30 protein-coding genes are annotated in these 26,429 nt (G+C 69.8%); 10 read left to right on the top strand and 20 right to left on the bottom strand.

What is annotated here, in order from left to right:
* Window positions 1-2: 2 nt before the first annotated feature.
* Both AC1ROC_RS08750 and AC1ROC_RS08745 read right to left on the bottom strand, forming a co-directional pair.
* Window positions 3-1,040: an aliphatic sulfonate ABC transporter substrate-binding protein gene (locus tag AC1ROC_RS08750; protein WP_168690460.1), complete on the bottom strand. Its 1,038-nt coding sequence runs from the start codon at window positions 1,038-1,040 to the stop codon at window positions 3-5.
* Between the two features lie 190 nt (window positions 1,041-1,230).
* Complete coding sequence (locus AC1ROC_RS08745; protein ID WP_085368158.1) at window positions 1,231-2,082, bottom strand: ABC transporter ATP-binding protein; 852 nt, start codon at window positions 2,080-2,082, stop codon at window positions 1,231-1,233.
* Between the two features lie 174 nt (window positions 2,083-2,256).
* On the opposite strand from AC1ROC_RS08745, the gene AC1ROC_RS08740 reads away from it, so the two are divergent.
* From AC1ROC_RS08740 to AC1ROC_RS08730, 3 genes are read left to right on the top strand one after another with little or no spacing between them, the layout of a single operon-like run.
* On the top strand, window positions 2,257-3,084 hold the full coding sequence (locus AC1ROC_RS08740; RefSeq protein WP_256921849.1) for a DUF5819 family protein: 828 nt from the start codon (window positions 2,257-2,259) through the stop codon (window positions 3,082-3,084).
* Window positions 3,081-4,325, top strand: coding sequence for an HTTM domain-containing protein (locus tag AC1ROC_RS08735; RefSeq protein ID WP_085368156.1), 1,245 nt, complete (start codon window positions 3,081-3,083; stop codon window positions 4,323-4,325). Before AC1ROC_RS08740 ends, AC1ROC_RS08735 begins: the two co-directional genes overlap by 4 nt.
* Window positions 4,322-5,815 carry a phytoene desaturase family protein gene (locus tag AC1ROC_RS08730; RefSeq protein WP_492999532.1) on the top strand — a complete coding sequence of 498 codons (1,494 nt, stop codon included), beginning with the start codon at window positions 4,322-4,324 and terminating at the stop codon, window positions 5,813-5,815. The genes AC1ROC_RS08735 and AC1ROC_RS08730 overlap by 4 nt, the downstream gene beginning before the upstream one ends.
* On the opposite strand, the gene AC1ROC_RS08725 is transcribed toward AC1ROC_RS08730, so the two are convergent.
* Window positions 5,731-6,435, bottom strand: coding sequence for an RNA polymerase sigma factor (locus AC1ROC_RS08725; RefSeq protein WP_492999531.1), 705 nt, complete (start codon window positions 6,433-6,435; stop codon window positions 5,731-5,733). The genes AC1ROC_RS08730 and AC1ROC_RS08725 overlap by 85 nt on opposite strands.
* Window positions 6,436-6,495: 60 nt before the next feature.
* Window positions 6,496-8,796, bottom strand: a complete 2,301-nt coding sequence (locus AC1ROC_RS08720; RefSeq protein WP_492999529.1) for an ATP-binding protein — start codon at window positions 8,794-8,796, stop codon at window positions 6,496-6,498.
* A 204-nt stretch (window positions 8,797-9,000) separates the two neighbouring features.
* On the opposite strand from AC1ROC_RS08720, the gene AC1ROC_RS08715 reads away from it, so the two are divergent.
* Genes AC1ROC_RS08715 through AC1ROC_RS08705 form a run of 3 tightly spaced genes read left to right on the top strand, consistent with a single transcriptional unit; the run spans window position 9,001 to window position 9,610 of the window.
* The gene (locus tag AC1ROC_RS08715) at window positions 9,001-9,282 is read left to right on the top strand and encodes a ParB family protein (RefSeq protein ID WP_168690454.1); all 282 of its coding nucleotides are present in this window, start codon (window positions 9,001-9,003) and stop codon (window positions 9,280-9,282) included.
* Window positions 9,279-9,452, top strand: a complete 174-nt coding sequence (locus AC1ROC_RS08710; protein ID WP_179150713.1) for a hypothetical protein — start codon at window positions 9,279-9,281, stop codon at window positions 9,450-9,452. Before AC1ROC_RS08715 ends, AC1ROC_RS08710 begins: the two co-directional genes overlap by 4 nt.
* On the top strand, window positions 9,452-9,610 hold the full coding sequence (locus tag AC1ROC_RS08705) for a hypothetical protein (protein WP_179150712.1): 159 nt from the start codon (window positions 9,452-9,454) through the stop codon (window positions 9,608-9,610). Before AC1ROC_RS08710 ends, AC1ROC_RS08705 begins: the two co-directional genes overlap by 1 nt.
* A 3-nt stretch (window positions 9,611-9,613) precedes the next feature.
* Here AC1ROC_RS08705 and AC1ROC_RS08700 read toward each other — a convergent pair whose 3' ends face one another.
* The 8 genes from AC1ROC_RS08700 to AC1ROC_RS08665 form a co-directional block, all read right to left on the bottom strand.
* On the bottom strand, window positions 9,614-10,156 hold the full coding sequence (locus AC1ROC_RS08700) for a signal peptidase I (protein WP_492999524.1): 543 nt from the start codon (window positions 10,154-10,156) through the stop codon (window positions 9,614-9,616).
* Window positions 10,157-10,178: 22 nt separating this feature from the next.
* Window positions 10,179-10,850, bottom strand: coding sequence for a hypothetical protein (locus AC1ROC_RS08695; RefSeq protein WP_492999522.1), 672 nt, complete (start codon window positions 10,848-10,850; stop codon window positions 10,179-10,181).
* Between the two features lies 1 nt (window position 10,851).
* Complete coding sequence (locus tag AC1ROC_RS08690) at window positions 10,852-12,327, bottom strand: RCC1 domain-containing protein (RefSeq protein WP_492999520.1); 1,476 nt, start codon at window positions 12,325-12,327, stop codon at window positions 10,852-10,854.
* The gene (locus tag AC1ROC_RS08685; RefSeq protein WP_492999518.1) at window positions 12,324-12,980 is read right to left on the bottom strand and encodes an LAVTG motif-containing sortase-dependent surface protein; all 657 of its coding nucleotides are present in this window, start codon (window positions 12,978-12,980) and stop codon (window positions 12,324-12,326) included. Before AC1ROC_RS08685 ends, AC1ROC_RS08690 begins: the two co-directional genes overlap by 4 nt.
* Window positions 12,977-13,615, bottom strand: coding sequence for a hypothetical protein (locus AC1ROC_RS08680; protein WP_492999516.1), 639 nt, complete (start codon window positions 13,613-13,615; stop codon window positions 12,977-12,979). Before AC1ROC_RS08680 ends, AC1ROC_RS08685 begins: the two co-directional genes overlap by 4 nt.
* On the bottom strand, window positions 13,612-14,202 hold the full coding sequence (locus tag AC1ROC_RS08675; protein ID WP_492999514.1) for a hypothetical protein: 591 nt from the start codon (window positions 14,200-14,202) through the stop codon (window positions 13,612-13,614). The genes AC1ROC_RS08680 and AC1ROC_RS08675 overlap by 4 nt, the downstream gene beginning before the upstream one ends.
* Window positions 14,203-14,210: 8 nt before the next feature.
* Window positions 14,211-14,867 carry a hypothetical protein gene (locus AC1ROC_RS08670; protein WP_085368133.1) on the bottom strand — a complete coding sequence of 219 codons (657 nt, stop codon included), beginning with the start codon at window positions 14,865-14,867 and terminating at the stop codon, window positions 14,211-14,213.
* Window positions 14,868-15,004: 137 nt separating this feature from the next.
* The gene (locus AC1ROC_RS08665) at window positions 15,005-15,247 is read right to left on the bottom strand and encodes a hypothetical protein (protein ID WP_492999510.1); all 243 of its coding nucleotides are present in this window, start codon (window positions 15,245-15,247) and stop codon (window positions 15,005-15,007) included.
* A gap of 77 nt (window positions 15,248-15,324) precedes the next feature.
* On the opposite strand from AC1ROC_RS08665, the gene AC1ROC_RS08660 reads away from it, so the two are divergent.
* Window positions 15,325-15,831 (top strand): DUF1990 domain-containing protein, encoded by a 507-nt coding sequence (locus tag AC1ROC_RS08660; RefSeq protein ID WP_492999506.1) that lies wholly within the window; start codon window positions 15,325-15,327, stop codon window positions 15,829-15,831.
* An 11-nt stretch (window positions 15,832-15,842) separates the two neighbouring features.
* On the opposite strand, the gene AC1ROC_RS08655 is transcribed toward AC1ROC_RS08660, so the two are convergent.
* Both AC1ROC_RS08655 and AC1ROC_RS08650 read right to left on the bottom strand, forming a co-directional pair.
* Window positions 15,843-16,139, bottom strand: coding sequence for a hypothetical protein (locus AC1ROC_RS08655; protein ID WP_085368127.1), 297 nt, complete (start codon window positions 16,137-16,139; stop codon window positions 15,843-15,845).
* Window positions 16,140-16,245: 106 nt separating this feature from the next.
* Entirely contained in the window at window positions 16,246-17,091 is an 846-nt protein-coding gene (locus AC1ROC_RS08650; RefSeq protein ID WP_085368124.1) for an exodeoxyribonuclease III, read from the bottom strand.
* Window positions 17,092-17,180: 89 nt separating this feature from the next.
* Between AC1ROC_RS08650 and pyrE the strand changes: the two genes are divergently transcribed.
* On the top strand, window positions 17,181-17,729 hold the full coding sequence (gene pyrE / locus AC1ROC_RS08645; protein WP_085368122.1) for an orotate phosphoribosyltransferase: 549 nt from the start codon (window positions 17,181-17,183) through the stop codon (window positions 17,727-17,729).
* A complete protein-coding gene (locus AC1ROC_RS08640; protein ID WP_492999504.1) occupies window positions 17,729-20,332 on the top strand; it encodes a hypothetical protein in 2,604 nt (867 codons plus the stop codon). Before pyrE ends, AC1ROC_RS08640 begins: the two co-directional genes overlap by 1 nt.
* Before the next feature lie 88 nt (window positions 20,333-20,420).
* Here AC1ROC_RS08640 and AC1ROC_RS08635 read toward each other — a convergent pair whose 3' ends face one another.
* Window positions 20,421-21,215 carry an HAD-IIA family hydrolase gene (locus tag AC1ROC_RS08635; RefSeq protein ID WP_143466093.1) on the bottom strand — a complete coding sequence of 265 codons (795 nt, stop codon included), beginning with the start codon at window positions 21,213-21,215 and terminating at the stop codon, window positions 20,421-20,423.
* A gap of 59 nt (window positions 21,216-21,274) precedes the next feature.
* Here AC1ROC_RS08635 and AC1ROC_RS08630 point away from each other — a divergent pair, with 59 nt between their 5' ends.
* Window positions 21,275-21,922, top strand: coding sequence for a TrmH family RNA methyltransferase (locus AC1ROC_RS08630; RefSeq protein ID WP_492999502.1), 648 nt, complete (start codon window positions 21,275-21,277; stop codon window positions 21,920-21,922).
* On the opposite strand, the gene AC1ROC_RS08625 is transcribed toward AC1ROC_RS08630, so the two are convergent.
* Genes AC1ROC_RS08625 through AC1ROC_RS08605 form a run of 5 tightly spaced genes read right to left on the bottom strand, consistent with a single transcriptional unit; the run spans window position 21,891 to window position 26,403 of the window.
* Window positions 21,891-22,307, bottom strand: a complete 417-nt coding sequence (locus tag AC1ROC_RS08625) for a DUF3052 family protein (RefSeq protein WP_492999500.1) — start codon at window positions 22,305-22,307, stop codon at window positions 21,891-21,893. The genes AC1ROC_RS08630 and AC1ROC_RS08625 overlap by 32 nt on opposite strands.
* The gene (locus AC1ROC_RS08620; protein WP_168690437.1) at window positions 22,304-23,149 is read right to left on the bottom strand and encodes a metallophosphoesterase; all 846 of its coding nucleotides are present in this window, start codon (window positions 23,147-23,149) and stop codon (window positions 22,304-22,306) included. The genes AC1ROC_RS08625 and AC1ROC_RS08620 overlap by 4 nt, the downstream gene beginning before the upstream one ends.
* Window positions 23,150-23,174: 25 nt before the next feature.
* Window positions 23,175-25,028, bottom strand: a complete 1,854-nt coding sequence (locus AC1ROC_RS08615; RefSeq protein ID WP_434949968.1) for a YhgE/Pip family protein — start codon at window positions 25,026-25,028, stop codon at window positions 23,175-23,177.
* A complete protein-coding gene (locus tag AC1ROC_RS08610; RefSeq protein WP_492999498.1) occupies window positions 25,025-25,768 on the bottom strand; it encodes a hypothetical protein in 744 nt (247 codons plus the stop codon). The genes AC1ROC_RS08615 and AC1ROC_RS08610 overlap by 4 nt, the downstream gene beginning before the upstream one ends.
* A complete protein-coding gene (locus AC1ROC_RS08605) occupies window positions 25,765-26,403 on the bottom strand; it encodes a TetR/AcrR family transcriptional regulator (protein WP_434949964.1) in 639 nt (212 codons plus the stop codon). Before AC1ROC_RS08605 ends, AC1ROC_RS08610 begins: the two co-directional genes overlap by 4 nt.
* Window positions 26,404-26,429: the final 26 nt, after the last annotated feature.

Raw genomic sequence — 26,429 nt, 5'->3', positions numbered from 1 at the left:
CACTAGCCTCCGATGGCGCTCGGGTCGGCCTTCTTGGCGAAGGTCGGGTCGAGCAGCGTGTCGAGCGCCTTGTCGATGTCGGACTGGCTGCGCACGTCACCGGTCGTCACGAAGATCGGGCCGACCTTCTTCAGGACCTTGAGCTGTGCGTCGCCGGGGATGTTCGACACGTCGAGGTTGGTGCGCTCCGTGATGACGGTGGTGGCGACAGCGGGGTCGATCGACGCGACATCGGAAAGGATGCTCGCCGTCTCGTCCGGGTGCTTGAGTGCCCAGGCGCGGGCATACTCGTACGTGTTGACGACGGTCTGCGCCACATCCGGCTTGTTCTTGAGGAACGACTCCGTGGCGTTGAGGAAGCCGTAGGTGTTGAACCCGACGTTGCGGTAGATCAGCTTCGCACCGGACTTCTCCGCGTTGGCCATGATCGGGTCGAGACCGGCCCAGGCGTCGACCGAGCCGTTCTGCAGTGCAGCCCAGCCGTCGGCGTGCTGCAGGTTCTGGATGGTGACGTCGCTGGCGGACAGGCCGTTCGCCTCGAGCGACTGGAGCAGGAAGAAGTAGGGGTCCGTGCCCTTGGTGGCGGCGACCTGCTTGCCTTTCAGGTCTTTGACCGACGTGATCGTCGAGTTCTGCCCGACCACGATGGCCGACCACTCCGGCTGCGAGAAGATGTCGATCGTCTTGATCGCCGAACCGTTGGAGCGGGCCAGCAGCGCGGCGGAGCCGGCGGTCGATCCCACGTCGATCGCGTTCGAGCGGAGCGCCTCGTTGGCCTTGTTCGACCCGGCCGACTGCACCCAGTTGACGGTGATGTCCTGCTTCTTCAGCGCCTTCTCGAGCCAGCCCTCCTTCTTGATGACGAGGCTGAGCGGGTTGTACGTGGCGAAGTCGATGTTGAGCGTTCCGCCCGTGGTGCCGGCCGACTTCGCGGGGTCTGCCGCTGCCTGGCCCTCTCCGGCGACGCAGCCGGTGAGCATCAGGCTGGCGGCGGCCGCGATGGCGGCGACGGCGGTGACGATGGTGGATGTGCGGCGCATGATGCCTCTCAGGTTGTCAGTCGTGCTGTGCTGTGGAAGTGCGTGGGTCGAGCATCCCGGACCTGCGCGGCCTGCGGGGGCCGCCTGCCAAAACTGTGGATGACTCGGGGCTGTGGATGATGCGGTGCGGTGGGAGAAAGCACCGGCGGCCCGCACCAGTGCATCCGGGTCCCGGGTCCCGGGTCCCCGATCAGTACGGGAAGGCCGGGATCGTGCTGGTCGCCGGGATCCCGCGCGCGTGACCGTGACGGTCGATGCCGAGTCCGTCGAGCAGTTCGGCGCGGAGCTCGGCGAGTTCCGCTGAACCCCGGTCGCGCGGGCGGCTGCCCGGCACGGTGACGACGCGCCGGATGGTCGCGCCCTGTCGTCCTTCCTCGGCGCCCAGCAGGATGATGCGGTCGGCGAGTTGGAGGGCCTCGTCGACGTCGTGGGTGACGAGGAGGATCGTGGTGGGGGCTGCTCCGTGCACGTCGAGAAGCAGGTCCTGCATCTTGAGGCGGGTGAGCGCATCCAGGGCCCCGAAGGGCTCGTCGAGCAGCAGGACGCCGGGGTTGCGGGCGAGCGCCCGTGCGAGGGATGCGCGCTGCGCCATCCCACCGGACACCTCACGGGGCCGCAGCCCGGCCGAGGTGGACAGGCCCACCAGGTCGAGGAGCTGGGCGACGCGTTCGCGCCCTGCCGTCCTGTCGATGCCGCGGGGGAGTCCGAGGGCGACGTTGTCGGTGATCGAGCGCCAGGGGAGCAGTCGGGGCTCCTGGAATCCGACGGCGCAGCGTCCGTCGATTCCGGCCACCGCCGTCCCGTCGATGAGCGCTGCCCCAGCGCTCGGGCTGTCGAGGCCACCCGCGATGCGCAGCAGCGTCGACTTGCCGCATCCGCTCGCGCCGAGGATGGCGACGACCTCGCCGGCCGCGACGGTCAGCGACACGTCGCGCAGCACGACCCGCTGGGTGGTGCCCCGCTCGCCCTTGGCCCGCGGCGCCACGAACGTGCGCCCCACGTCGACGAATTCGACGGGGTATGCGGACGGGGTGGCGGGCATGGTGGTTCGACGCTATCGCTCGGCACTTCTCCCCGCAGCGCCCGCTGAAACGCGGCGTAACGAAACCGTGCGTTCCGTTCGTTCCCGCCCGAAAAGAAATGCAACGTTATTGCGGCCGCTCTCTCGGCTCTAACAGCGTGAACATTTCGCACACCACCCGGAGAAGACAGAGATATGAGCGTGCTTTCACCCGAACGAGACACGGAGGGCCGGATCGACGCCCCGCCGCCGGAGCGCGGCAAACGCAGAACCCGCGGAGCCCGGATCGCGCTCGCCATCGTCGCCTTGGTCACCGTGTGGCACATCTTCGCGAGCTTCCTCTGGATCGGCCCGCCCACCCCGCTCCGCCAAGTCGTGCCAGGCAATCTGCTGACCCAGTACATGATCCCGTGGCTCGGCCAGAGCTGGAGCGTGTTCGCGCCGGCGCCGATCAACGGCAACTACGACCTCAAGATCCGCGCCGTGCTCGCGGACAAGAACGGCGCCGAGATCTCCACCGAGTGGATCTCCGCCGTGGGCATCGAGCAGAAGATGCTGGTGCACAACCTGTTCCCCCCGCGCGCCTCCAACCTCGCGATCAAGCAGGCGTCCTCGCTCAAGGGAGCCTGGGATGCGCTGACACCTGAGCAGCAGAAGATCGCCGAACTCAACTACTTCAAGGGCGACGACTGGCTCGGCCGGATGCAGGTGGCGATGAACGAGGCGAACGACAAGAAGAATCCGATGGTCGTCGCGTCATACATCGTGCAGGAGCGATACACCGACGCATACGCTGTCCAGGCCGCCCGCGCCGTCTGGGGCACGTCGGTCGTGCGCGTGCAGTACATGACCAGCCGCCAGAACATCATCCCGTTCACCGAGCGGAACAACCCGGACGCGAAGCTGCCGCCGCTGCAGTTCGCGACCACCGGCTGGCGCGGTCTCATCGTCATGCCAGGACAGTCGGAGGAGCAATTCGCCGAGATTTTCGCTCCCCTCCACGCGAAGGTGAGCAAGAAATGACCGTCTCCGGCTTCTTCCGCAGGCTCGGCGCCCTGATCGCCGACCTCGTCCGACGCGGGATGCGCGGAGGACTCTCCCTCATACGGTCCCTGTATCTGCAGGGCGAGTCTTGGATCCTGGACGGCAAACGTGCCTCGTACGGCCTCGCGGTCACACGCATCCTGCTCGGCACGATGATGCTCGGGCTGATGCTCACGAACTTCTCCACCCGGTTCTACACCTGGGGTGCCGGGATGGCGTGGAGCGGCCAGTTCGAGTATCCGGGCAACGACTTCGTCAAGCTGTGGCCGTTCAGGATCTTCCTCGACCAGGCGCAGAACCCGCCCCTGTTCACGGTGCTGTACCTGATCGCGATCCTGCTCGCGCTGAGTTTTGTGATCGGCTATCGCACCAGGCTGTCGCAGTTCTTCCTGTTCTTCTTCTGGGTCGCAATGGTCGAGTCGAACGCGAACGTCAACGACCAGAGCGACAACCTCACGCGCATCGCGCTGATGGTGATGTTCTTCACCGCCGCCGGCGACCGCTGGTCAGTGGATGCGCGGCGTCGCAGGAAGGCGGACGAGAAGGCGGTGCGGAAGGGCACGAAAGCCGTCTTCCTTGTGCGCTGGTGGCGCTTCCAGCGGGTCGTCCCCGAGCACTACACGAACATCCTGCACAACTTCGCGGTCATCGCGCTTGCCGCACAGGTCTCGTTCATCTACGTCTCCGGTGGCCTGTACAAGGCCGGAGGCGCCCCGTGGTCGGGCGGCTGGGCGATTTACGACCCCCTCCACGTAACCCAGTTCGGTCCGTGGCCGGAGCTGAGCGACTTCGTCACGACGTGGGGTCCTGGTGTCGCGTTCGCCACTCTGCTGACGCTGATGGTGCAGGTGAGTTTCCCCATGTTGCTGATGCGCCGCGGCACGCGCATCTTCGCGCTGATCGTGATGCTCAGCTTCCACATCGGGATCGCCGTGCTGATGGGGCTGCCGTGGTTCTCGTTGGCGATGATCGCGATCGACGCGATCTTCATCCGCGACGTGACGTACCTGGAGCTCAGCGGCGGCCTGGCCAAGGCGTGGCGGAGGACGCGCACAGCCGGTGCGTCGACGGCCGCGCCGCTGGAGGCGTCGACGGAGGCACCGGCTGACGCCGACGCCGCGGCCGACGCTGACGCCGCCCCCGCCCGGCACGCCGACCACGACACCGACCCTGCCGAGGAAGACGTCCCCGTGCTCGCGTCCACCGCCTCCGCTCCGTGACGGACAGTCTCGACGCCATCGTCGTCGGCAGCGGCCCCAATGGACTGGCCGCTGCCGTCACGATGGCCAGGGCCGGGATGCGCGTCCGCGTCTACGAGCGAGCGGCCACCGTGGGCGGAGGCACCCGCACCAGCGAGCTGACCCTCCGCGGCTTCCACCACGACGTCTGCTCCGCCGTGCACCCGATGGCGTTCGCCTCCCCGTTCTTCCGGGCGTTCGGGCTGGCGGAGCGGGTGGAGTTCGTGATTCCCGAGGTGTCGTACGCGCATCCACTGGCCGATGGCACCTCCGGGATCGCCTACCGCGACCTGGACCGCACGGTCGACGCCCTCGGCGTGGACGGGCGGGCCTGGCGTCGGCTGATGGAGCCGCTGGTGCGGCACGCGGCGGACATCGCAGGCATCTCCGCCGGGCACCTCTTACACATCCCGACCCCGCTGTCGGCCGCGGTCCCGCTCGGGCTGGCGGTGCTCGAACACGGGACCCCGGCTTGGTCGGCGCGCTTCCGCGGCAGGCACGCTCCGGCCATGATCGCCGGCCTCGTGGCGCACGCCATCCAGCCGCTGCCGTCTCTGGCGGCCGCAGCCACCGGCATCGTGATCGGCGCGTACGCGCACGCCCACGGCTGGCCCATCCCCGTCGGCGGCAGCCAGGCGATCGCCGACGCGCTCGCCGCGGAGCTGGTGCGGCTCGGCGGCGAGGTGGTGCTCGATCATCCGGTGTCGTCGCTCGCCGAACTGCCTCCGGCGCGTGCCGTTCTGCTCGACGTGAGTGCTCGCGCGATGCTCGATCTCGCTGGCGGGGCGTTCCCGCCGAGGTACGAGCGCGCTGTCCGGGCGTTCCGGTACGGCCCCGGCGTCGCCAAGGTCGACTTCGCGCTCTCCGGTCCCGTGCCGTGGACCGACCAGGAGCTCGCGAAGGCCGCCACCGTGCACCTCGGCGGCACCCAGGCCGAGGTGCAGGCCGCGGAGCGCGCCGTCGCGCGCGGCAGGCACGCGGACGCCCCGTTCATCCTGGCGTCGCAGCCCAGCACCTTCGACCCGTCCCGCGCGCCACAAGGAGCGCACACCCTGTGGACGTACACGCACGTCCCGTCCGGCTCGGACGTCGACCAGCGCGAGACGATCACTCGCGCCATCGAGCGCCTCGCCCCCGGCTTCCGCGACCTCGTCGTCGGCTGCCGCAGCACGACGGCCGTGGATGCGGCCCGCTACAACCCGAACTACGTGGGCGGCGACATCTACGCGGGTGCTCCGAGCATCCGGCAGCTGCTCAAGCGTCCCGTGCTGTCCGCCGACCCGTGGCGGACGCCGCTCCGGGGGGTCTATCTGTGCTCGTCCTCCACCCCGCCGGGGCCGGGCGTGCACGGGCTGTCCGGCTGGAACGCCGCCCGTTCAGCGCTGCATCACGAGTTCGGCGTGCAGGACGATCCGATGGGCGCGGACGACAGCGACGGCGCCGATCGCACCGGCGGCATCGCCGCCGGGTGACCGTCCGCATCCATCGAGGACTGCCACGCCTTGCGTAGGCCCTGGCGAGCACGGAACGCCAGCATGGCCGCCGCCGACGACGAGATGCCGAACACCTCGCCGAGTTCTGCGGGGTTGAGGTCTTCCACCTCGCTGTACCAAAGCGCCTTCCTCCACCGTTCCGGCAGGGAGCGGAAAGCTTCGAATCCGGCGAGCCTGTCGAGTCGGTCCAGGCCGCTGGACGTCTGTGGCAGGTCGTCCAGGTCGTCGAGTTCCTGCAGGGAAAGCCGGGCCGCCTGCCGCGCCCATCCCGCCGCCACGTTGCGCATCGTCACGATCAGGTACGCGCGGAACGACAGGTCGGGACCCCGCCCGGCCTGCAGCGAGACGAGCACGCGCGCGAACGCCTCCGAGGCGAGGTCCGACGCGTCGTACGACAGCGTGATGCGCCTCGCTGCGGCGAGGGCCGCGGGCAGATGGCGCTTCCACAGCTCGGCGAACGCGTCCGTCGCCTGGAACTCACCCGCGCGCACCAGGGCGATCAGGAGGTCGTCGTCAAGGGTGCTAATCGGTCCGGGGCGCTTCTCCGACGGCTCGGAAGAGCGGGGTTCTCGGCAGCTGGTCTCTCCGGGATGGATCATTCTCTGAGCTTCGGGCTGAGCTTTCTCATACGTGTAGTGATAAATACCTATTCTAATGCCTCACGTATGGTATCCGCGACTTCGCAGCCGCCAGGCCGCCACCTGGGTGCGCGAGGTGAAGCCGAGCTTGGCCAGGATGCGCTGGACGTGGTTGTTGACCGTGCGCACGGAGAGCACGAGACGAGCGGCGATATCGCGATCGGTCAGTCCCTCGGTGATCAGGTCGCAGACCTCCAGCTCGCGCGCGCTCAGCTGCCCGTCGACCAGGCGACGGGCAGGCGCCGGCGGAACGGCGATGGCCTCACCGAGAGCGAGCCGGATGGCGTCCTCGATCGGAAGCTCGCGCGGGCCCCCTTCCCCGCCTGCAGCCCGTCCCTGGTGCGAGGGCGACCCGTGCCGCGCGCCCAATCGGACGGCGTCGCCGGGGAACGGCCCAGGCTGCGGCAGCTCGCCGGCTCCCCGCCACACGGCTTCCGCGGCGTCGATGATGACGTGCCCCTTGGCGAGGTCCCCGGCCGAAAGATCTGCCCGCCCGATCGCGTGCAATGCGTGCGCGATGCCGAGCGGGGCGCGCAACTCCCGCAGCAGCACGAGAGACTGACGTGCCAGCTCCTGCGCCTGCTTCGCGTCGCCGCGGCGCAGGCTGTACGCGGCGGAGTGCAGGAGCAGGGCGGCTCCCTCATAGCGCTCGCCGTTCGCCGCTGCTGCGCGGAGGAAACGCTCCCGCACGATGGTGGCGCTCCGATCGAACCCGAGACGGTCGTATGCGAGCGCCAGCCCGGAGGTGAAGAAGGCGACGTCGGCCGGCGATCCCGGTTGAGGGTCGAGCCGGAGCGCGCTGTGGAAGAGCCGGATGGATTCGCGTGCGTCCCGTTCCGCCGACGCGGCCGCTCCGTCGACGAAGGCCATCGCCGCCGCGTCGCAGAGCGCGCTCGCAATGCCTCTGGCTTCGGCGAGGACGCTGTGCGCCCCGGCGTCCCCGTCGAGGCCGAGGAGGCTCCCGCTGATCGCCAGGGCGATCGCGTGCTCGGCTGTCTCGAGCCCGCACGCCGCCCCGAGAGCACGGTTCAGCAGCAGCCGGAATTCGGCGAGCCGGCCGTGGGTGCCCCACGCGATTCTCCACCCCCGCACCAGGATGGCGAGGGCCGCGTCGGGATCGAGGTCGTCGATGCAGAACTCCACCGCTGCCGTGAGATTCGGCAGCTCGTGGGCGAACCGGGTGAGCCACGCGCCCTGCCGGTCGCTCAGCCAGGTCTCGTTCGCCTCCACGAGCTGCTGCAGATACCAATCGCGATGGCGTGCGCGGGTCTCGCGGTATGCGGGATGCTGGTGCAGCAGTTCGCGTCCGAATCGGCGGGTGCCGTCGAGCATCGAGTACCAGATGTGACCGTCGGCCTCCTCCCTGCCCACGATCGACTTCGCCACGAGCTCCTGCATCAGGTCGAGCATCCGGACGGGGGACAGCTCGCACGGTGCGAGGACGGCGGCCGTCGCCTCCGGGCCCCACCGGCCGTCGAACACCGACAGCAGCGTCCACGCCTCCTGCTCGATCGTCGTGAGCGTGTCGTGGCTCCACTGCAGCGCCGCACGCAGGCTGCGGTGCCTCCCGATCACATCCCTGTCCTGGCTCGACAGCAGCTCCAGGTCGAGCCGTTCCAGGATGTGTCTCGCCGAGAGCACGACGCGGCGGCCCGCAGCGTGCTCGATCGCGAGGGGAACGCCGTCGAGACTGCGGCAGATCGCGGAGATGGAGGCGAGATCCGGGCCGCCGGTTAGCGGAGCGTCCCTGTCCGGCAGGGAGCGATCCAGGAACAGCTCGACAGCGCCCGTCGTACTCTGCCGCGGATCGAAGGCGTCTGACGTCGGGGTCGACAGCGGATGGACGACGTGGATGCGCTCCCCGGCGATGCGCAAAGCCTCCCGCGTCGTCGTGACGACCTTGACGTGCGGGCACGAGTCCATGATCGCGACGATGAGTTCGGCGCACCCGTCGAGCACCCTGTCGCAGGTGTCGAGCACGAGCAGCAGGTCCTTGTCTGCGAGGGCGGCGACCACCGCGGCGGGTGTGTCCTGAGTCGGAGTGTCCGGAGCCGCGGTGGAGCCCCCCAGGCCCTCGGCGACCGCGTGGACGACGTCGTGCGCGTCCGATGCGTCATCCAGCCGCACGAGGAGTGCGCCGTCGCGGAAGCGTCGCTTGACGTCGTGCGCGAGCCGGAGAGCGATGCGGGTCTTGCCGATGCCCGCCGCACCGACGATGGTCAGGATGCGGGTCTCGCCCAGCGCAGAGCGCGCGTCGGCGATATCCGCCTTCCTTCCGATGAGGGGCGTTGTCTCGGTCGGGAGGTCGGCGGTCGACGACATGGCGGTGCTCTGTTCTCGGGCGGGTTTTCCAGTCAACGCCGGCGCAACCGTCGCCGAAATCCGCTCAGGGTGTGCGAACTATCCACTTTCGGCCGCCCCGCGACGCGATAACGCGGTCGCCGCTCCCATCGGCTCGCGCCCGCGTTATCGCGTCGCCGTGCCGGGCTCTTATCCATCGAATGGATGCCACAGGCAAGGAGCGACATGACGATCGAGGAGAGCGGGTTCACGGAGCCGCTGCGAACGACGATGACGGTCCGCGTGCGTCTCTCCGTGAAGAAGAGCGCAGAGACCGCCGTGCTCAGTACGGCGGGCAGGGCAGGAGGCCATTCCTCGATGAACTCTCTCGTCGAGGCGGCCATCCAGCGCGAGCTCGAGAGCCTGGCGACGCAGTTCAACGAAGGCGACCCGTTTCCGCCGAACGACGGCCGGTTCCGCAAGGGCAGACCGGCCATGACGAACACACTCGATGGAGATGAAGCATGAGCACGATACCGTCCGGCCGTCCCACCCAGCAGGTGGCAGACGCGTCCCACTTCGAGCAGTCGATCAGCGGCGTGACCGGGGAGCTGATCCGCATCGAATGCGACTGCCCGATCGGTGAAGACCACACGTACGCCGACTGGCTGGCGCGGTTCACCAGGGCGGGGTTCTGATGCAGCGCTACGAAGCGGTCGTCGAGACCGCGCAGCAGCGCAGGTTCGTGGTCGAAGTCGAAGGGGACGACCCGGTGACCGCCACGGCGCGGCTCCGTCGCGCCTTCGGCAGCGACGTCGTGGTCTTGACGCTGAAAGCGTCCCGTCGTCGCGTGTAGCGCTCAGCCCTCGACCGCCGCTCGATCGTCCGCCCGCTCCGCCGTCCCTTTGGCGGGGCGGGCGGACGGCCGTCTGCGCCCCACGATCATGATGGCCACGAGCGCGAGCACGTACAGCCCGATCGCGGTCAGCCCGAACGGGGTCCGGGCTGCGAGGGCGAGCGTGCCGACCCACGGCACGTGGAAGAGGTACATCCCGACCCTTGTCGTGACGTACGGCAGCGGGTCCTCCGTGGTGTTCGCATCGCCCTTCAGCCGCAGCGTGGTGGTCGTACCTGCGGTCTCCACGCTCACGACCCGGTGTGTGATGAGGCCCTTCGCGCCGTCCTGACGCTGCGTCGTGACGATGTCGCCGACCCGCACCGTGCTGGCGGGAACGTCCTGCGCGAAGACCATCGAGCCGACCGGGAGGACGGGCTCCATCGAGCCGGAGATCACGACCACGGGCCGGATGCCGAGGATGGCGCTCGCCGCGACGGCCAGCACCGCGGCGACACCGACGATCGCGGCGATGGTGAGCATGACCGAGCCGACCATGCCGAGCATGCTCCGCCTCGGTCGAGCGCGCCTACGAGCTCGACGAGCCATCGAACACCACCTCCAGTGCCGTCGCGCCGCCGTTGTACGCGCTGGTCTCCGGTGTGTCCACGTAGTAGAGGACGATCGTCAGGTCGCGGCGGCTGTCCGCTGCGCCCGGCGCCCACGTGTCGCCGTCGGTCAACGGGGCGGCCCCCCGGGCGCCGAGGCGCCCGATCACCGCGTTCGCCGCGCCGACGGGCACGCCCTGCGATGGATCGCTCGCGCTCCCGCCGAGCAGGAGCTGACCGGTGCTGGTGTCCACGATGGTGACCCGGATGAACGGGGTGATGTTCGGCGCGCTGCCCACCTGGCCCGTGCCCGCCGCATCAGAGGGGCCGATCGTCATCGTCACCTGTGCGGCGACGCCGGGAGAGTTGTTGGCGACACCGAGGTCGACGGAGAGGGAACGGCCGGGCACGAACGCGTCGTCTCCTGTCAGCGGGACCGCGGCGGCCGCTCCGGGCGGGGCGTGGTGCACGGTGCCGTCCGGATGGACTGTCACGATCCCGAAGGGCACGTCAGAGCCGATGCCGCCCTGGCCGAGGTTGAGCGCGGCCGTGTCGGTCAGGGCGCTCATCGTGGAGGTCGTGCCGAGGACAGCCAGGGCGGTCGCGACAACGCCGGCGGTGATCAACGGGAGGGTGATTCTGATGCGCGGCATGTCACAGTCCTGGTGGGGTCATCGGCAGAATGCCTTGGACGGCATTGTTCGTCGGTTGGGTCGTATACCAGTCGGGCCTGATCGAGTTGTACAGGTTGCTGTTCCCGCCCTGGGTGCTCCCTCCCCAGGAGGCAAGCGTGCCGTCGGCCAGCAGCGCGGTGCCCGAATACCCGAAGCCACCGACGGCGGCCACCGGCCCGGAGAACGCCGTGATGGCTGTCGGGGTGACGATGTTCGTCGCCGAGACGGCACCTGTGGCAGGGTTCGGACCCCAGGCGAACGAGTACCGGCCGTAGATGTAGAGCGTTCCCGACGCTGCGAGCACCTCCACGTAGTCGACGGTGACGGAGACGGATGCGACCGTGTCGCCGTTCGGAAGCGGCACGACCGTCGGCGTGGCCGACTCGGCCCCGCTGACGTATGGGCGGCCCGTGCCGTATTGGCTGCCGGCGCCCCAGGCGATGAGCTGTCCGTCGGAGGTGACCAGCTGGTTCCCGAAGTAATGCCCGTTGAGCTGTTTGATCGAGCACTCGTCGTCTGCCGAGCCCATGATCACGCCGACGGTGTCGCATCCACTGGTCGCATACGCGGACAGCGCCGTCGAGCGGGTGGGGGAGTTGGCATTGGTACCGATGTTGTCTCCCGACGGGTCGGAGGCGTACGCGGAACCCGTATTCGCCCAGCCCCACCAGAACACCCCTGTCGTCGTGTCCCCCGGGCTCGAGTCGCCTCTGATCGCCCAGCCGTTCCACAACCCGGCTCCGATGCTGTGGACGCCGGACATGATGAGGGACGGCGTGGCCGACGAGGCGGTCGCTGTGCCTTGCCCGGTCACGCCCCTGGCCTGCGCGTAGCCCCAGGTGTAGACGTCCCCGGTGTCGGTGAGCGCCATGTAGACCGTGGCGGACGAGGCGAGGTCGACCACCCGGCCGGGGATGGAGACGAGGCCGGGCAGGGTGTACGGAGTGGGTGTGGACGGTCGACCCATGATGTTGTTGGCCGAGTTTCCTCCCCAGGTGTACACCTGGCCGTCGTCGGACAGCGCGGCCAGCCCGGTGGTGTTGACGTCGGTCGGGTAGTAGCCGTCCAGGCTGGTGCCCGCGACTTTCACGATGCTCCGGCGGCCGGGGCCGGCGTACCCGTCGTTCGGGAGGATCACCGCGGACGGCGCGGTGTTGTTGTTGGGGACGGTGGCAGACCCGGACCCGGAGAGCCCGTTGCCGCGGAAGCCCCACACCCACAGCGTCCCGTCGCTCTGCAGCCAGGTGATCGTGTTGGCGATCCGCGTCTGCGTCGGGAGCATCCTGGCGGACTGCGCGGTCAGCGGCGATTGGCTCTGCGAGGTCTCCGCCGCCGTGGTGTCGGTGTACGCGGCGGTCGTGGCGTCTGCACCGAGTCCGAGCGTTGAGAGCACTAGTCCTGCGGCGGCGACGGCGCCGATGGATGCGGTGAGAATGCGCGATCGAGGTGCGCTCACGGCTCCTCCCTCCTCTTCTTCTTTCGTCGGACGATGAGCAGGATCGCGCCGCCGAGGATGGCGACGGCCGCGACCGCGATGGCTGTGACGGCGATGGTCGACCCCGTGTCCGGCAGTGCGATGGGCGGGGCGACCGGCGGGTGAGGCTGCGTCTTCTCGACGGCGGTGAGCTGGAAGACGACCGCTGCGCTGAGACCCTGGAACTCGTCCCCGGCATCCCTCGCCAGCGTGACGGTGCCGTCGATGGTGACCGCGGCTCCTGCGGCGAGAGGGCCGAGGGGGATCGGCGCTCCGCCGAGCATCCGGGCGACTGGCGTCTCCGGGATGAGCACCCTGCCGGACGGGAGGGTGACGGTGGCCGTCAGCAGATCGCCGAACGCGTCGGCGGAGCCGCCGACCTCCGTCACCGTGAGGAACGCCTCCGCCGCATCCCGTCCGGGGTTCGCGATGGAGCCGGACCAGGAGGAGGAGTGACCGGGACCCGGCATGGCCACGCTCACGGTGGACGATCCGGAGGGTGCGGCCTCGGCGGCGCCGGAGGGAAGGAGTGCGCTGCTCAGCGCGAGCGACGCGGCGACTGACACCGCGACGATGGAGGTGGTCACGGCCCGGATGGCGCTCACGGCGCGCGCGCCGCCCATCCGCCTGGTCACGATGTCGCCCCGTCGAAGCGGATGCCGATGGCGAACGACCTGTTGAACGCGTATGCGTTGCCCGCCGCGCGCATCATCTGCGGCTGGACGGTGATGGTCTTCGGCACATCCTTCGTCCATCCGCCGATGACGATGGCTGCGGCGTTGAGGTCGGTGGCGGACAGTGCTGTGGCCACGGGTGTCCCGTCCACACTGACCGTGTAGAGGGCGTAGTCGTACGGGTCGGCTCCCGCCCCCGCGATGCCGGGGTCGCCGGGGCGCGTGCCCTGGTACGCGTTATAGAGCGTGAGGTGCACGAGGCCGGTCGCAGCGGTGGTGGTCACGACGCGCGTCTCGACGGAGGTGGACGCCGAGGCGTCGAGGGTGACCGTGCCGGTGTTCGTGGTGTCGAGGATGACGGGGTCAGGGTCGCCCTGCACGACGGAGTCGTCCGGCGCGAGCTGGGCGATGTCGTACGAGCCGCCGACAGAGCCGTTCGTGCCGATGGCGCTGGCGGCCTGGTCGGTGAAGCTCGCCGACGTGACGCCGATGGATGCGACGGCCGCGACTGTCGCGGTCGTCAGCAGGGCGGCGACGGCGACGCCGGGAAGCCGGCGGACGTGGGGTCCGCGGAGGATGCGGGGTCTGCTCGTCATTCGCTCACTCCGGAGAATCGGACGGACACGGGGGTTCTGAGCCCTTCGAGCTCGTCCGTGGCATCTGCAGGGACGGACACGGTCACGTCCAGCGTCCGCGACGCTCCGGATGCGGTCGGTCCGGTCAGCGCGATGGCCGACGCGTGCGCCGCATCCACATCGCTGGCGTAGACGTGGCCGCCCTCGGAGACGGTGAAGCGGAGCTGGTCGAAGAGAGGGTTGGGGGTGGCGGGGCGCATCACATGGAAGACCACGATGGCGCCGAGCCGCGGGCTGGCGTTCCGCACCGCGACGCGCGTGGCGATGGACGTGCCCGGCCCGATCGTCGCGTCCCGGAGGACGACGACGATCGGGTCGGGGCGGCCCTGCTCCCACGACGCCGCGGTGGGTGTCCAGCCCGGCTCGTCACTGCCTGCTGCCTGCAGGTCGAAGGTGTTCTCCGACCCGTCGACCGCGACGATCAGCTGACCCCAGTCGACCGTGCTCGCGGCGGTGAAGCCGACGAGAGCGAACGCTCCGACGCCGACGAGCGACGCGAGCACGCGGACCACCGGGGGCCGACGCGACGACGGGCTGAACAGGCTCACGGCGGTGATCAGACAGACGTGCCGTTGAACTGCGCCTGCACGAACGCCTTCGCGCCGTTCAGCGAGTTGTCGTCGAAGGCAGCGCCGGACTCGGCCTGGTCGAGCAGTCGGACCGTGATCGTCACGCTCGACTCCTCGCCGGCGGCGAGGCCGTTGAGAGCGACGTCGTTGAGCTGAGCGAAGGTCAGGTCGGTGCCGCTGATGGCGGTGCCGTCGACGGACGTGGCGGCCTGCGCGTATGAGAACCGCAGGCTCGACAGGTAGTTCGCGTCCGTCACGTTCGCGCCGGCATCCGGGAGCTGCGCCAGGGTGAGCGTCAGCGTGGAGCCGAGTGTGGTGGATGCGTTGCGGACGGGGATGTCGACGCTGATCGCCGCGCTTCCGGGGAAGAGCGTCTGCGCGCCGACGAGCTCGATCGGAGCACCGGCGGGGGTGTCGGCCTCCTGCCAGGATCCCGGGTTCTGAACGCCGGTGACCGGGTCGGTGTCGACGACCTGGATGTTGTACTGGTCGGCGCCGATGCCGTTCGCCCCGAGGTTCAGGTTCGCGAAGTCGGTGAAAGCCGCTGCGGTGATGCCTGCGCCCACCGCGACCACTGCGCCGAGGGCGAGGAACGCCCGCTTACGGCTGGAGCGTCGCCGAGGCTGCGCATTCTCGATTGTCATGCTGATCTCCTTGCTGTGGGCACGCTGTCGGTGATGCGCGGAGCTCCGGTCGAGCCACCGCGCTGCCCTCAGGCGCTCATTCTTGCCCGCCCGACATGGTTACGCAATGCATGCTTAATATCAGTTTGGAAGCGGCATCAAGAACTGAAGAGCGACCATTCCGAGATGGGCAGCAGGACGCGGTCTGTGCCGCTCTGAAGCAGCCAGTGCGTGGCGTTGTGCGCCACGTAACTGCCGGCGCGCACATCGAAGGCCCACCCCTGCTTGGTGCGTCGCCACGAGATGAGGGTGATCGCCTCTCCTGTCCGAAGATGCGGGATGCCCAGCCCGACCTGATCGGTGCGGCTCGGCGACGTGATTCGATGAGGGTCATTTGCCATGCGCAAATACTGACCCAAAAGTGTTCCGAATACCAATATCAATTCTAGGCGATATGGACGTTTGTTACGCTCGCCTCGTGAACGACGCTGACGACCAGGGCTGGACGACCCCAGCGTTCCGTCACTGGGCGCCCAGCGTTCCGGGCTACCGACGCTCGGAGGTCTCCGCCCCCATCGGCTCCGGAGACGAGCAGTGGATGCGCGCGGCCGCGGACATCCTGCGCTGGCGGGTGAAGACGGCGAGCGGCTTCCTGGTCGGCGGCACGGCCGACCCGCCGCGCGTGATCCCGGGGCAGCGGCAGGTGATCACCGCGCGCGTCCTCGGTGTCACCGTGACGGAGCCGGTGGAGGTGGTGCGCGTGGTGGACGACCCGGATCGCGTCGGATTCTCCTACCGCACGCTCCCCGGGCATCCGGTTGCCGGCGAGGAGGCGTTCATCGTCGAGCGCAACGGCGACGAGGTGCGCATCGTGGTGCGCTCGCTGACCAGGGCGGCGCCGCAGCAGCCGTGGCGCGCACTGTTCCCGGTGCTGCTGGTCGCGCAGCGCGTCGCCAAGCGGCGCTACCTGCGGGCGTTGCGCTGAGCGTGGGCAGGCTACTCTCGCTGTCGTCGAACGTTTACCACGACTCCGACTGCGCACGCTAGGGCGGCGTTGGGGATGCCCGTGCTGAGGAGGGTATTCCCGTCCCGCCGAAGGTTGACGAGAAACCCCACGACGGCTGCCGCGAGCGCCGCCACCGTCGCGAGGAGGAAGAGTGTCTGGGAGCCGCCGTCGGCACCCGGTATCCCCGCGACGGCCAGAATCGCGCCGGCCGCGAGGAGACCCGCTCCGATGCCGAGGATGGTGATGCTGGCGGCGTTGGGCCGGAAGTCGTCAGCGATTCTCCGCATTTCACGTCCATTCGTGAGGTCCCCGTCGATGGGGAATCACGACCAGGAAACCGTCACAAACGCAGAATGTCAGGATATTCTCCGACCGCAGACGCGCCGCCGACCCCTATCCGAAGATCATCGGCCGGTCGTCGTCGTCCTCGTCGCCCCCGAGGTCGAGTTCGACCAGCACCGGCACGTGGTCGCTCGGGGCTTCGCCCTTGCGCTCGTTGCGGTGGATGCTCGCCGACGTGACCAGATCGGCGAACGGCTTGGAGCCGAGGATGAAGTCGATGCGCAGGCCTTCGTTGCGCGGGAAACGCAGCTGCTTGTAGTCCCAGTAGGTGTAGCCCTCCGGCACGAGCGGGCGAACGACGTCCGTCAGCCCGATCGTCTCGAACGCGCTGAACGCGCTGCGCTCCGGCGGGGAGATGTGGGTCGAGACGCCCGGGATGAGGCTGGGGTCGCCGACGTCGGAGTCGAGCGGGGCGACGTTCCAGTCGCCCATCAGCGCGAGCGGCAGGTCCGGCTGCTCGGCGAGCCAGCGCTGGGTGTCCGCGGCGAGGGTGGCCAGCCAGTCGAGCTTGTAGTGGAAGTGCGGGTCGTCGAGCGCCCTGCCGTTCGGCACGTACAGGCTCCACACCCGGATGCCGCCGATGGTCGCACCGATCGCCCGCGCCTCCTTGGGCAGGTCGGGGCCCTCGTGTCCTTTGAGGAAGCCCGGCATGTCTGGGAAGCCGATCTCGACGTCCTCGATCGGCAGACGGCTCGCGATCGCGACGCCGTTCCACTGGTTGAGCCCGTGCAGCACCACCTCGTATCCGGCATCCTCGAACTGCTGCATCGGGAACTGCTCCGGCTTGCACTTGATCTCCTGCATGGCCAGCACATCCACGTCTTCGCGGACCATCCAGTCGACGGTACGGCCCACTCGGGTGCGGATCGAGTTCACATTCCAGGTCGCAACGCGCATGCCTCGATCGTATCGGCCACCGCAGACAGCCACGGGTCACGGCCTGGTGGGGAGGCGTTTTCGCCGTGTTCCCCCCTAGAATCGGGGACGTGACCGACGCAAGACAGCAGCTCATCGACTACATCTCGGCCGAAGCCGTGTTCCACGGGGACTTCACACTCACGAGCGGCAAGAAGGCGAGCTACTACGTCGACCTGCGCAAGGTCAGCCTCGACCACCGTGTCGCGCCCCTCATCGGCCAGGTGATGATCGACCTCATCGCCGACGTCCCCGACGTGTTCGCGGTCGGTGGGATGACGATGGGCGCAGACCCCGTCGCCGCCGCGATCCTGCACCAGGGCGCCGCCCGCGGGCTCGCGTACGACGCGTTCGTTGTCCGCAAGGAGCCCAAGGACCACGGCCGCGGCAAGCAGGTCGAGGGCCCGGACCTCGCCGGCAAGCGCGTGATCGTGCTCGAAGACACGTCCACGACGGGCGGTTCGCCGCTGAAAGCGATCGAAGCGCTGAAGAAGGTCGGCGCTGAGATCGTCGGCGTCGCCGTCGTCGTCGACCGCAACACGGGCGCGCGCGAGGTCATCGAAGAGGCCGGCTACCCGTACTTCGCCGCCATCGGCCTGAAGGACCTGGGGCTCGAGTAGTGACCGACGAACGCCACCCGGGATCGGACGACGCCGAGGGCGACGAGCGCCCCGACACGCACGAACCCGAGTTCGGCAGTTCGGAATGGCTGCTGCAGCAGCTCACCGGCGGGCGGCGCGTGGCGCGCCCGGCGGAGCAGGCGGATGCGGCGGATACGCCGGATGCGGGTGGGGTGGATGCGCCGGATGCTGGTGCTCCGGACGCTCCGGACGCAGATACTCCGGATGCTCCTGCCGTCCCCGCCGCCCATGTCGCGCCGGAGAACGCTCCAGTGCCCAGCCACGAACCGGAGGCCGCAGAGCCGACGGTCGCGTTGCCCGTCATTCCAGAGGCCGCAGAACCGACGGTCGCGTTGCCCGTGGTTCCCGAGACCGAACAGCACCGCTCCGACGAGGCGCCGAACGCCCAGGACACGTTCGAGCTGTTCCTGAACCCGGTGGTCGAGCCTGAGCTCCCGGCCGAGGGTCCGGTGCAGCCCGAGCAGGCAGCCGAACCGGTCGAGGAGCCCGAGCAGGGTTCCGGCTTCAGCTGGCACCTCACGCCCGGCGTCGGGACAGACCCTCTCGTGGACGAGCCCGCCCAGCCCGCCTCCAGCACCGTCTGGCACCTCGACGACACCAGCACCGAGCAGGCGGAAACCCCCGACGAGTCCGCGCCCGTCGCGGAGCCCGTGGCGGAGCCGATCGCTCCCGCAGCGCCGGCGGTGCCGCCGGTGATCCCGGTGCCGTCGTTCGATTCCTACGAGTCGTCGTCCCACACGGAATCCGCGGAACCGGAGGCAGCCGAGCCGGAGCGCCGCGAGCCGACCCCGCCGGACACCACCACCTTCGAGCCGCCCAGCTTCTACGAATCGCTCCGCCTCCCGCAGCCCCCCGTGTGGAACATCGACGCCGAGCCCGCGGTCGCACCCGAGCCCACCGCCGCTGAGCCTGCTGCACCCGTCGAGCCCGCGGTCGCACCCGAGCTCACCGCCGCCGAGCCCGCTGCACCCGTCGAACCCACTTCAGCCACGCCGGACGAACCAGCAGAGCCGCCGCTGTTCCGCCCATCCATTGCTGTCCCCGTGACGCCCGAGCCGGTGCCTGCGCAGCCAGCACCAGCGCAGGAAGCTGAGCCAGAACCTGAGCCAGAGCCGGAGCCCGCACCCGAGCCAGAACCGACGTCGGCAGGCGAGCCCGAGGAGGAGAGCCACGGCCTCGCCGCGCTGCTCGGCTTCTTCGGCGAGGACGACGAAGAGCCCACCTCCACCAGCCGTTCGGTAATCGGCGACACCACTGGCATCATCCCGATCCCGCCCGGCGCACTGACGCCTCCGGAAGCCGCGCCCGCTGCGCCCGCCGCCTTCACGCCTCCTGCGCCTCCCGTCCCGCCGACGCCGCCCGTGCTCCCGCCCCCGGACGCGTCGCGCCTCTTCGAGCCGACCGCCACCCCCGAGCCGAGCCAGGCCGACGTCCCCACGGCCAAGCTCGACACGGCGGAGATCGCCGCACTCCTCCGCGCCAGGCCCGGTGACCCCGAGCCGGGCGAGCCGGAGCCCAGCGAGCTTGCTCCCACCGACACCGACTCGATCCCGGATGTTCCTCCGGCCACGGTCCCGCCGATCGAGGAGGCGACGCTGCTGCTCGGCGCTCTGCCGTCCCCGGCCACCCAGCCCCTCGACGCCGAGAGCATCGGCGAGGCGAGCGAGCCCGCACCGTTCACCGGATCGACCGCGGCAGTGGATGCGGGAGCCCCCGACGACCACGACAGCGAGCAGGACGACGACACCCGCGACACCGACGAGGAGGGCCAGGCACCCACGGCGGCGACCATCCTCTTCCCCGAGCTCGCCTCCCCCGCGACGGCGGAGACCATCGCCCTCGCGCCGCCGGTGGCGCCAGCCGCCCCCGCGCCGGTAGCCACCGGCCAGACTCCCACAGCCTCCGGCCCCACACCCCCACGCTCCGGCGGCCCCGCCGCTCCCACCAGCCCCACCGCGCCGCCGCCCACGGGCCGCGGCGGCTCGCACCGCGTCAACCGCATCCTGTACTGGGTGGCGGGCGGTCTCGCCGTAATCCTGGTGCTGATCGGCCTGTTCGCGCTCGGTACACGCATCCCGCAGATGTTCGGGGCCGACGCCAAGCCGTCCCCCTCCGCGACCGCGAGCAAGACACCGAGCGCGACTCCGACGCCGACCCCAACGCCGACCGTGCAGGCCAAGCCGGCCGGGCCCGTCGGGCCGGGCACGCACGCCTGGAACACGCTGGGCGGCGGGGAGTGCATCCAGCCGTACACGTCGCCGTGGGTGGAGACGTTCACCGTGGTCGACTGCGCGGCGCCGCATACCGCGCAGCTGGTGTACACGAACCTGTTCTCGGCCGACATCGCCGCGCCGTATCCGGGTGCCGACGCTCTCGCCGGGCAGATCAATGCGGTCTGCACGCAGCCGGGGATCGTCGATCTGGCTGCGGCCGCCGCGTATCCCGACCTGCAGCTGCAGGGCACCTTCCCCGCCACGGAGCAGCAGTGGAAGGACGGGCAGCGCTCGTTCTACTGCTTCGCCAGCCGGTCGGGCGGGGAGCCGCTCACGTCGTCCGTCGCCGGACCGGGCCCGGCCGCCTAGCGCAACCGGCGCCGCACCCACCACGACGGGCCCCGAGCCCGCCGCAACCGGCCCCGACCCCGCCGTAACGGGCCCCGGGCCCGACCCCTTACAGGTCGGTCTCGTGCGGCTCCGCCACCAGCTCGCTCACGCCGGTCAGGATCTCGTCCGGCCGGAACGGGTATCGGTCGATCTCGCTCTGGTCGCTGATCCCGGTGAGCACCAGGATCGTGTGCAGTCCGGCCTCGATGCCCGCGACGATGTCGGTGTCCATCCGGTCGCCGATCATCGCCGTGTTCTCCGAGTGCGCGCCGATGCGGTTCATCGCCGAGCGGAACATCATCGGGTTCGGCTTGCCGACCACGTACGGCTCCATGCCGGTCGCCTTGGTGATCATCGCGGTCACCGCGCCGGTCGCGGGCAGGGGGCCGTCCGCGCTCGGGCCCGTCGCATCCGGGTTGGTGGAGATGAAGCGCGCGCCCTTGCCGATGAGCCGGATCGCCTTGGTGATCGCGTCGAACGAGTACGAGCGGGTCTCGCCGACGACCACGTAGTCCGGGTTCGTGTCGGTCATGATGAAGCCCGCCTCGTGCAGCGCGGTCGTGATGCCGGCCTCGCCGATCACGTAGGCGCTGCCGCCGGGGATCTGCGACTTGAGGAAGTCCGCCGTCGCCAGTGCGGAGGTCCAGATGGACTCCTCCGGCACATCCAGTCCGGATGCGCGCAGGCGGGCCGCGAGGTCGCGCGGCGTGAAGATGGAGTTGTTGGTGAGCACCAGGAAGGGCGTGCCGTCGTCCCGCCACTGCTGGATGAGGGCGGAAGCTCCTGGCAGGGCGTGGTTCTCGTGCACCAGCACGCCGTCCATGTCGGTGAGCCAGCATTCGATCTCGTCGCGTCGCGCCACGCAATCCCCTTTCGACGGGTACAGCTTATTCGCTCGGTGGCGCGCGGTACGCTCGACGGGTGGATGGGACAGCCGAGCAGACGACGCACGGCGTCGGTCCCTGGCAGGGCGAGTGGCCCGTGGACGAGTATTACGACCGCGACCTGCTGCAGCACGGCGACACCCGCAACGTGATCGACCGCTACCGGTACTGGCGCATGGAAGCCATCGTCGCCGACCTCGACCAGCACCGCCATCCGTTCCATGTCGCCATCGAGAACTGGCAGCACGACATGAACATCGGCTCGATCGTGCGCAGCGCGAACGCGTTCGCCGCGGACACCGTGCACATCATCGGGCGCCGCCGTTGGAACAAGCGCGGCGCGATGGTCACCGACCGCTACCAGCACGTCGTGCACCACGACGACGTTGCCGCGTTCGTCGCCTGGGCCCGGGATGCGTCACTGCCGATCATCGCCATCGACAACGTTCCCGGGTCGGTCATCATCGAGACGTTCGCGTTCCCGAAGGAGTGCGTGCTGCTGTTCGGCCAGGAGGGGCCGGGGCTCTCACCCGAGGCCATCGACGCCGCGGATGCGGTGGTGGAGATCTCGCAGTTCGGCTCGACGCGGTCGATCAACGCGTCTGCTGCCGCCGCGGTCGCGATGCACGCCTGGGTGCTGCAGCACGTGTCGTTCAGCGGTTCTCGCGCCGCCACACCAGCTTGAGCCCCGACCAGTTCGTGTCGACGGCCGCGACCTTCACATCCACGAGCCCGCGTTCGAGTGCAGCGTTCCTGATGAGGTTTTCGTCGAGGTCGCTCACGTGTCCGGCCGCCTTGCGCGGCCAGGCCGCCCAGAGCATCCCGTCGGGGCGGATGCGGTCGCCGATGCCGTCGAGCTCGGCCAGGAACTCGCCGGCGCCGCGATAGAAGGCGAGCACCAGCCCGGCCGGGCCATCGTCGCCCTCCGGGAGCCAGACGATGTCGTCCGGCGCGCCGTCGAGCGGGATGCGCCACCCGTCGTCGGCGTGCAGCACCTGTGCCGTCATGCCCGGTTTGAGGCCGAGCTTCTTCCACAGCGGGGTGCCGGAGTATCCCGCCGCCTCGCTCATGCGCGCACCGACCATCCCGCGCTGTCGGCGATCCGCTGGATGGCCGCCGGGTCGAGGTCGTAGACCGTCTCGCCGTCGTCCGGCGCTGGTGCGGAGACCAGGTGAGCACGCACCGGCCCGGCGACCGGCAGCTGCACCACCGCGAAGCCGGAACCGCGCACGGCCCGCTCGCGCTCCGGCGCCCACAGCACGTCCGTCGTGTTCGCCACCGCAGGCGCGACCACGACCGGGATGCGCCGAGGTCCCATCTCCGTGACGAGCGAGTGGTGGTAGTGCCCGGCGAGCACGAGGCGCACGTCGGCGGCCGTGCAGAGGTCGATCAGCGCCTCCGGGTCGACCAGGCGCAGCGTCTCGAACAGGCCGGTGGTCGGCGGCACGGGCGGGTGGTGCAGCACCACCACGGTTCCGTGCTCCGCCGGCTCGGCGAGCGCAGCCCGCAGCCGGTCGAACCGGGCGGCGTCGATGCGGCCGTACCCGGCTCCGGCCACCACGGTGTCCACGGTCACGACCCGGAAGCCGTCGACGACGGTGACCGCCTCGCGAGGCCCGAGCACCTGCTCGAACGGCCCGGCCAGATCGTGGTTGCCCATCGCGTAGACCACCCGCGCGTCCCGCTCGGACGCCCACGGCTCGAGCCGCCCGGCCAGCAGCCGGTACGACTCTGCACTCCCGTCGTCGGAGAGATCGCCGGAGGCGACCACCAGGTCGATCGCCTCGATGGTCGCGGCGCGCGCCAGCACCCGGTCGAGCGCCGCCAGCGTGTCCACCAGCCCGTAGTGCAGGCGGCCGTCGCCGTACAGGTGCGTGTCGCTCAGGTGCAGGATGCGCAGGGTCTCGCTCACGCGGACACCATACCGCCTGGCACCGTCACCCGATGAGGCTCGGCCTCAGATCGCGCAGGGTGCGGAAGTGCGTCATCCGGGTCACGCCGATGGCGGAGACCAGCAGCGCGATGAGCAGCCACAGGCCGAGCACCCCGGCGTCCGCCAGTGCGGTGGCGGGGTTGCCTCCGTACATCAGCTGCCGGATGCCGTCCACGGCGTACGACATCGGCAGCACGTGGTGCAGTGCGGCGAGTGGTCCAGGCAAGGTCTGCCAGGGGAACGTGCCTCCCGCCGTCACGAGTTGCAGCACCATCAGCACCAGGCCGAGGAACTGGCCGACGCTGCCCAGCCAGACGTTCAGGGCCAGGATGATCGCGGCGAACGTGAGGGAGGCCAGCGCCATCAGCCCGTACATCCCGAGCGGGTTGTCGATGCGGAAGCCGAGCGCGCCGGACACGATGGCGAACAGGCCGATCATCTGCACCGCGCCGAGCAGGCCGGGGGTGAGCCAGCCCGCGAGGGTGATCTTCACCGGGGAGTGCAGTGCCGTGATGGCGCGGCGGGAAACCGGCTTCACGATGAGGAACAGCGCGTAGATGCCGATCCAGCCGGCCAGGGCGACGAAGAACGGCGCGAGGCCGGCCCCGTAGGTTCCCGCAGAGGTGATGGAGTCGTTCTTCAGGTTGACCGGGTCGGCGATGGTCGTCGCCTGCTTCTTCTGCAGGGCGGGGGAGTTGTCCGGGATCTGGCCGACGCCGTCGGTGAGGCCGTCGCGCAGCTTCGCCGTGCCGTCGTGCAGCGTGGTGAGGCCGTCGCGCAACTGGGATGCGCCGGATGCGGCCTGCTTGCTGCCGTCCGCGAGCTGGGCGGCGCCACCGGCGGCCTGCGTGGAGCCGGACGCCACCTGCGACGCTCCGGATGCGACCTGGTCGGCGCCCGCCGCGAGCTGGTTGACCTGCCCGACGAGCGTCTGCACCTGGGTGTTGCCGTCCTGCACCTTGGCGTCGATCTTGCCGAGAGCAGCGGACACCTGGTCGAGCTGCTCCTGCGTCGCTCCGGCCTGCTTCAGCTGGTCGAGCAACTGCTGCCCGACCGCCGGCGCGTCGGCCGCGAGCTGGGCCGCCGCCGTTCCCGCCTGGGTCGCCTTCGCGGCGAGCTGGTCGTTTCCGGCCGCCACCTGGGCGGCGCCGTCGCTCACCTGCGCTGCTCCTCCGGAGAGCTGGGCCAGCGCATCCGACAGCTGTTGCGAGCCCGTCGCCAGCTGGCTGGTGCCGTCGGCGAGAGTGGATGCGCCCGAGCGCGCCGTCTCGCTGCCGTCGACCAGCTGGTTCGCCCCATCCACGGCCGTGACCAGGTTGGAGCGGATGTCGGCGAGACCGAGGAGGAACTGCTCCGCCGCCTGCTGGTTGACCTTCTTGACGATGGAGGTGCGGATCTTCTCCGCGGCCTGCGTGCCGATCGTGGACGCCAGATAGCTGTTGGTGTCGTTGGTGGTGAGCGTCACCGTCGCGCGGTGCGGCGTCTTCGTGGAGGCGGAGGCGAGCGCTTCGGAGAAGTTGGCGGGGAAGGTGATGCTGAAGTCGTACTTCGAGTCGTCGACGCCGCTCGCCGCGGAGCCGGATTCGACCCTGTGCCAGTCGAACGAGCCGTCCCTGATGAGCTCGTCGGCCACGTCGCTCCCGTAGTTGACCGTCTTGCCGTCGACCGTCGTTCCGCTGTCGTCCATCACGATGGCCGCGGGGATCTTGTTCAGGTTCGCGTACGGGTTCTGGTTGGCCCACAGGTACAGCCCGCCGTAGAGCACGGGGACGCACATGAGCGCGATGAGCGCCACGATCGACATCGGGCTGGCGGTGAGGCGACGGAACTCCGCCGCGATCATCTGGGGGATCTTCATTCGGCTTCCTCCGCGCGGTCGGTGCCGCGCTGTTCGAGTGCTGGGGCGACGATGAGGTCGGGCAGCTCGTCGGTGTCGTCGCGTCCAGGGTCTTCGTCGAAGGTGCTGGCGGGGCCCTGCGTGGCCGTCTCGCCCATCCGGGAGATCATGCCGGACGCCGCGATGGCGGCAGCGGAGGCGTCGCCGGCCACGACGAGCACGGCGATGTCGCGGGCCGCGATCCGGCGTGCGAGCTCCCACCACTCGTTCGGGTCGCCGCCGTGCCGGTCCGGCGACGTGATGACGAGCCCATCCACACCCTTACGCATCAGCGCGAGCTCGGCCAGCAACCGGATGCGCACGGTCGGCGGCACGGTGCCGATCGCGAACCGCGCCCACTCTGACGCGCCCAGCTCGTTCAGTCTCCTGTTGACGGCGATGGGGTTGGATGCGCGCCCGGCGAACATCAGCTCCTCCGCCACGATCCCGGCGACCGTCACGTCGGCGGCGGGCTCGCACACATCCGGTGCGTCGATGAGGGCGATGCGCTTGCGCATGGCGGAGTAGTCGCTGGCGCCGTCGATGGTGACGGTTCCGGCGTCCGGGCGCATCCGGCCGGATGCGATCAGTCCGAGCACGGTCGGCCGCTGCTCGGTCTCCGCCCTGGCGAGCGTCACCTCTCCGGTCTGGAACGTCGCGGAGGTCGGGGGCAGGGCGGCGTTGTGCGCGCCCTTGGCGACGCGATCGAGCACGATCTTCATGCTGTGACCTCCTGGAAGGCAAGTTCGGGGGTTTCGGCGATGAGGGCGCCGGCTTCGCGCCAGCTCAGACCGGCTGCGCTGAGTCCGGCGAGCATCACGAGCCTGTGGCCTTCGCTGTTAGTGAGCTTGGCGCGCATCGCCTCGTCGAGCACGGAGACGGCGGCGTTCTCGATGAGCCTGGTGACGGTCTCGAGGTCGAGGTCGGTGCGCAGCTGCTCCGCCGCCATGCCGCGGCGCACGGTGTCGCGCAGCCGCTCGCGGGCCGGGTCGAGCGCTGCGCCGACGATCTCGCGGTGCGGGCCGCGAACGGCGAGGGCTGCGCTGACGCGCACGTGCTCGACCTCGGCCCATAGGGTCGCGCCGAACAGTGCGATCTCGACCCGCGCATCCGGATGGGAGACGGGGTCGAGCAGTGCTGCGAGGCGGGCTGCCCCGCGTGTGAAGACGTCGACGAGCAGGTCGTCCCTGGTGGCGAAGTGGCCGTAGATGGCCCGGCGGCTGAGGCCGGCGCGGGCGGCGATGGTCTCGAGCGAGGCGTCGATGTCCTCGTTGAGCGCGGCGGCCGCCGCGGCGATAATCGCCTCCCTGTTCGCTGCTGCGTCGCGCCGAGGAGCGCGGGTCGTGGAGGAAGGCATGCATTGGATACTACTCTTCTTGCACA

The organism is Leifsonia sp. GW821-FHT13C05 (assembly GCF_058806515.1).
This window is presented reverse-complemented; position numbering and strand designations above follow the sequence as displayed.

Bases quoted from the DNA above. Each gene is read 5' to 3' on its own strand.
- AC1ROC_RS08615 (WP_434949968.1), bottom strand. From the start codon at position 25,028: ATGAAGATCCCCCAGATGATCGCGGCGGAGTTCCGTCGCCTCACCGCC.
- AC1ROC_RS08750 (WP_168690460.1), bottom strand. From the start codon at position 1,040: ATGCGCCGCACATCCACCATCGTCACCGCCGTCGCCGCCATCGCGGCC.
- AC1ROC_RS08715 (WP_168690454.1), top strand. From the start codon at position 9,001: ATGACGATCGAGGAGAGCGGGTTCACGGAGCCGCTGCGAACGACGATG.
- AC1ROC_RS08625 (WP_492999500.1), bottom strand. From the start codon at position 22,307: ATGAGCGAGGCGGCGGGATACTCCGGCACCCCGCTGTGGAAGAAGCTC.
- AC1ROC_RS08725 (WP_492999531.1), bottom strand. From the start codon at position 6,435: ATGATCCATCCCGGAGAGACCAGCTGCCGAGAACCCCGCTCTTCCGAG.
- AC1ROC_RS08665 (WP_492999510.1), bottom strand. From the start codon at position 15,247: ATGGCAAATGACCCTCATCGAATCACGTCGCCGAGCCGCACCGATCAG.
- AC1ROC_RS08745 (WP_085368158.1), bottom strand. From the start codon at position 2,082: ATGCCCGCCACCCCGTCCGCATACCCCGTCGAATTCGTCGACGTGGGG.
- AC1ROC_RS08695 (WP_492999522.1), bottom strand. From the start codon at position 10,850: ATGCCGCGCATCAGAATCACCCTCCCGTTGATCACCGCCGGCGTTGTC.
- AC1ROC_RS08680 (WP_492999516.1), bottom strand. From the start codon at position 13,615: ATGACGAGCAGACCCCGCATCCTCCGCGGACCCCACGTCCGCCGGCTT.
- AC1ROC_RS08710 (WP_179150713.1), top strand. From the start codon at position 9,279: ATGAGCACGATACCGTCCGGCCGTCCCACCCAGCAGGTGGCAGACGCG.
- AC1ROC_RS08605 (WP_434949964.1), bottom strand. From the start codon at position 26,403: ATGCCTTCCTCCACGACCCGCGCTCCTCGGCGCGACGCAGCAGCGAAC.
- AC1ROC_RS08610 (WP_492999498.1), bottom strand. From the start codon at position 25,768: ATGAAGATCGTGCTCGATCGCGTCGCCAAGGGCGCGCACAACGCCGCC.
- AC1ROC_RS08735 (WP_085368156.1), top strand. From the start codon at position 3,081: ATGACCGTCTCCGGCTTCTTCCGCAGGCTCGGCGCCCTGATCGCCGAC.
- AC1ROC_RS08700 (WP_492999524.1), bottom strand. From the start codon at position 10,156: ATGCTCGGCATGGTCGGCTCGGTCATGCTCACCATCGCCGCGATCGTC.
- AC1ROC_RS08740 (WP_256921849.1), top strand. From the start codon at position 2,257: ATGAGCGTGCTTTCACCCGAACGAGACACGGAGGGCCGGATCGACGCC.
- AC1ROC_RS08670 (WP_085368133.1), bottom strand. From the start codon at position 14,867: ATGACAATCGAGAATGCGCAGCCTCGGCGACGCTCCAGCCGTAAGCGG.
- AC1ROC_RS08655 (WP_085368127.1), bottom strand. From the start codon at position 16,139: ATGCGGAGAATCGCTGACGACTTCCGGCCCAACGCCGCCAGCATCACC.
- AC1ROC_RS08650 (WP_085368124.1), bottom strand. From the start codon at position 17,091: ATGCGCGTTGCGACCTGGAATGTGAACTCGATCCGCACCCGAGTGGGC.
- AC1ROC_RS08720 (WP_492999529.1), bottom strand. From the start codon at position 8,796: ATGTCGTCGACCGCCGACCTCCCGACCGAGACAACGCCCCTCATCGGA.
- AC1ROC_RS08705 (WP_179150712.1), top strand. From the start codon at position 9,452: ATGCAGCGCTACGAAGCGGTCGTCGAGACCGCGCAGCAGCGCAGGTTC.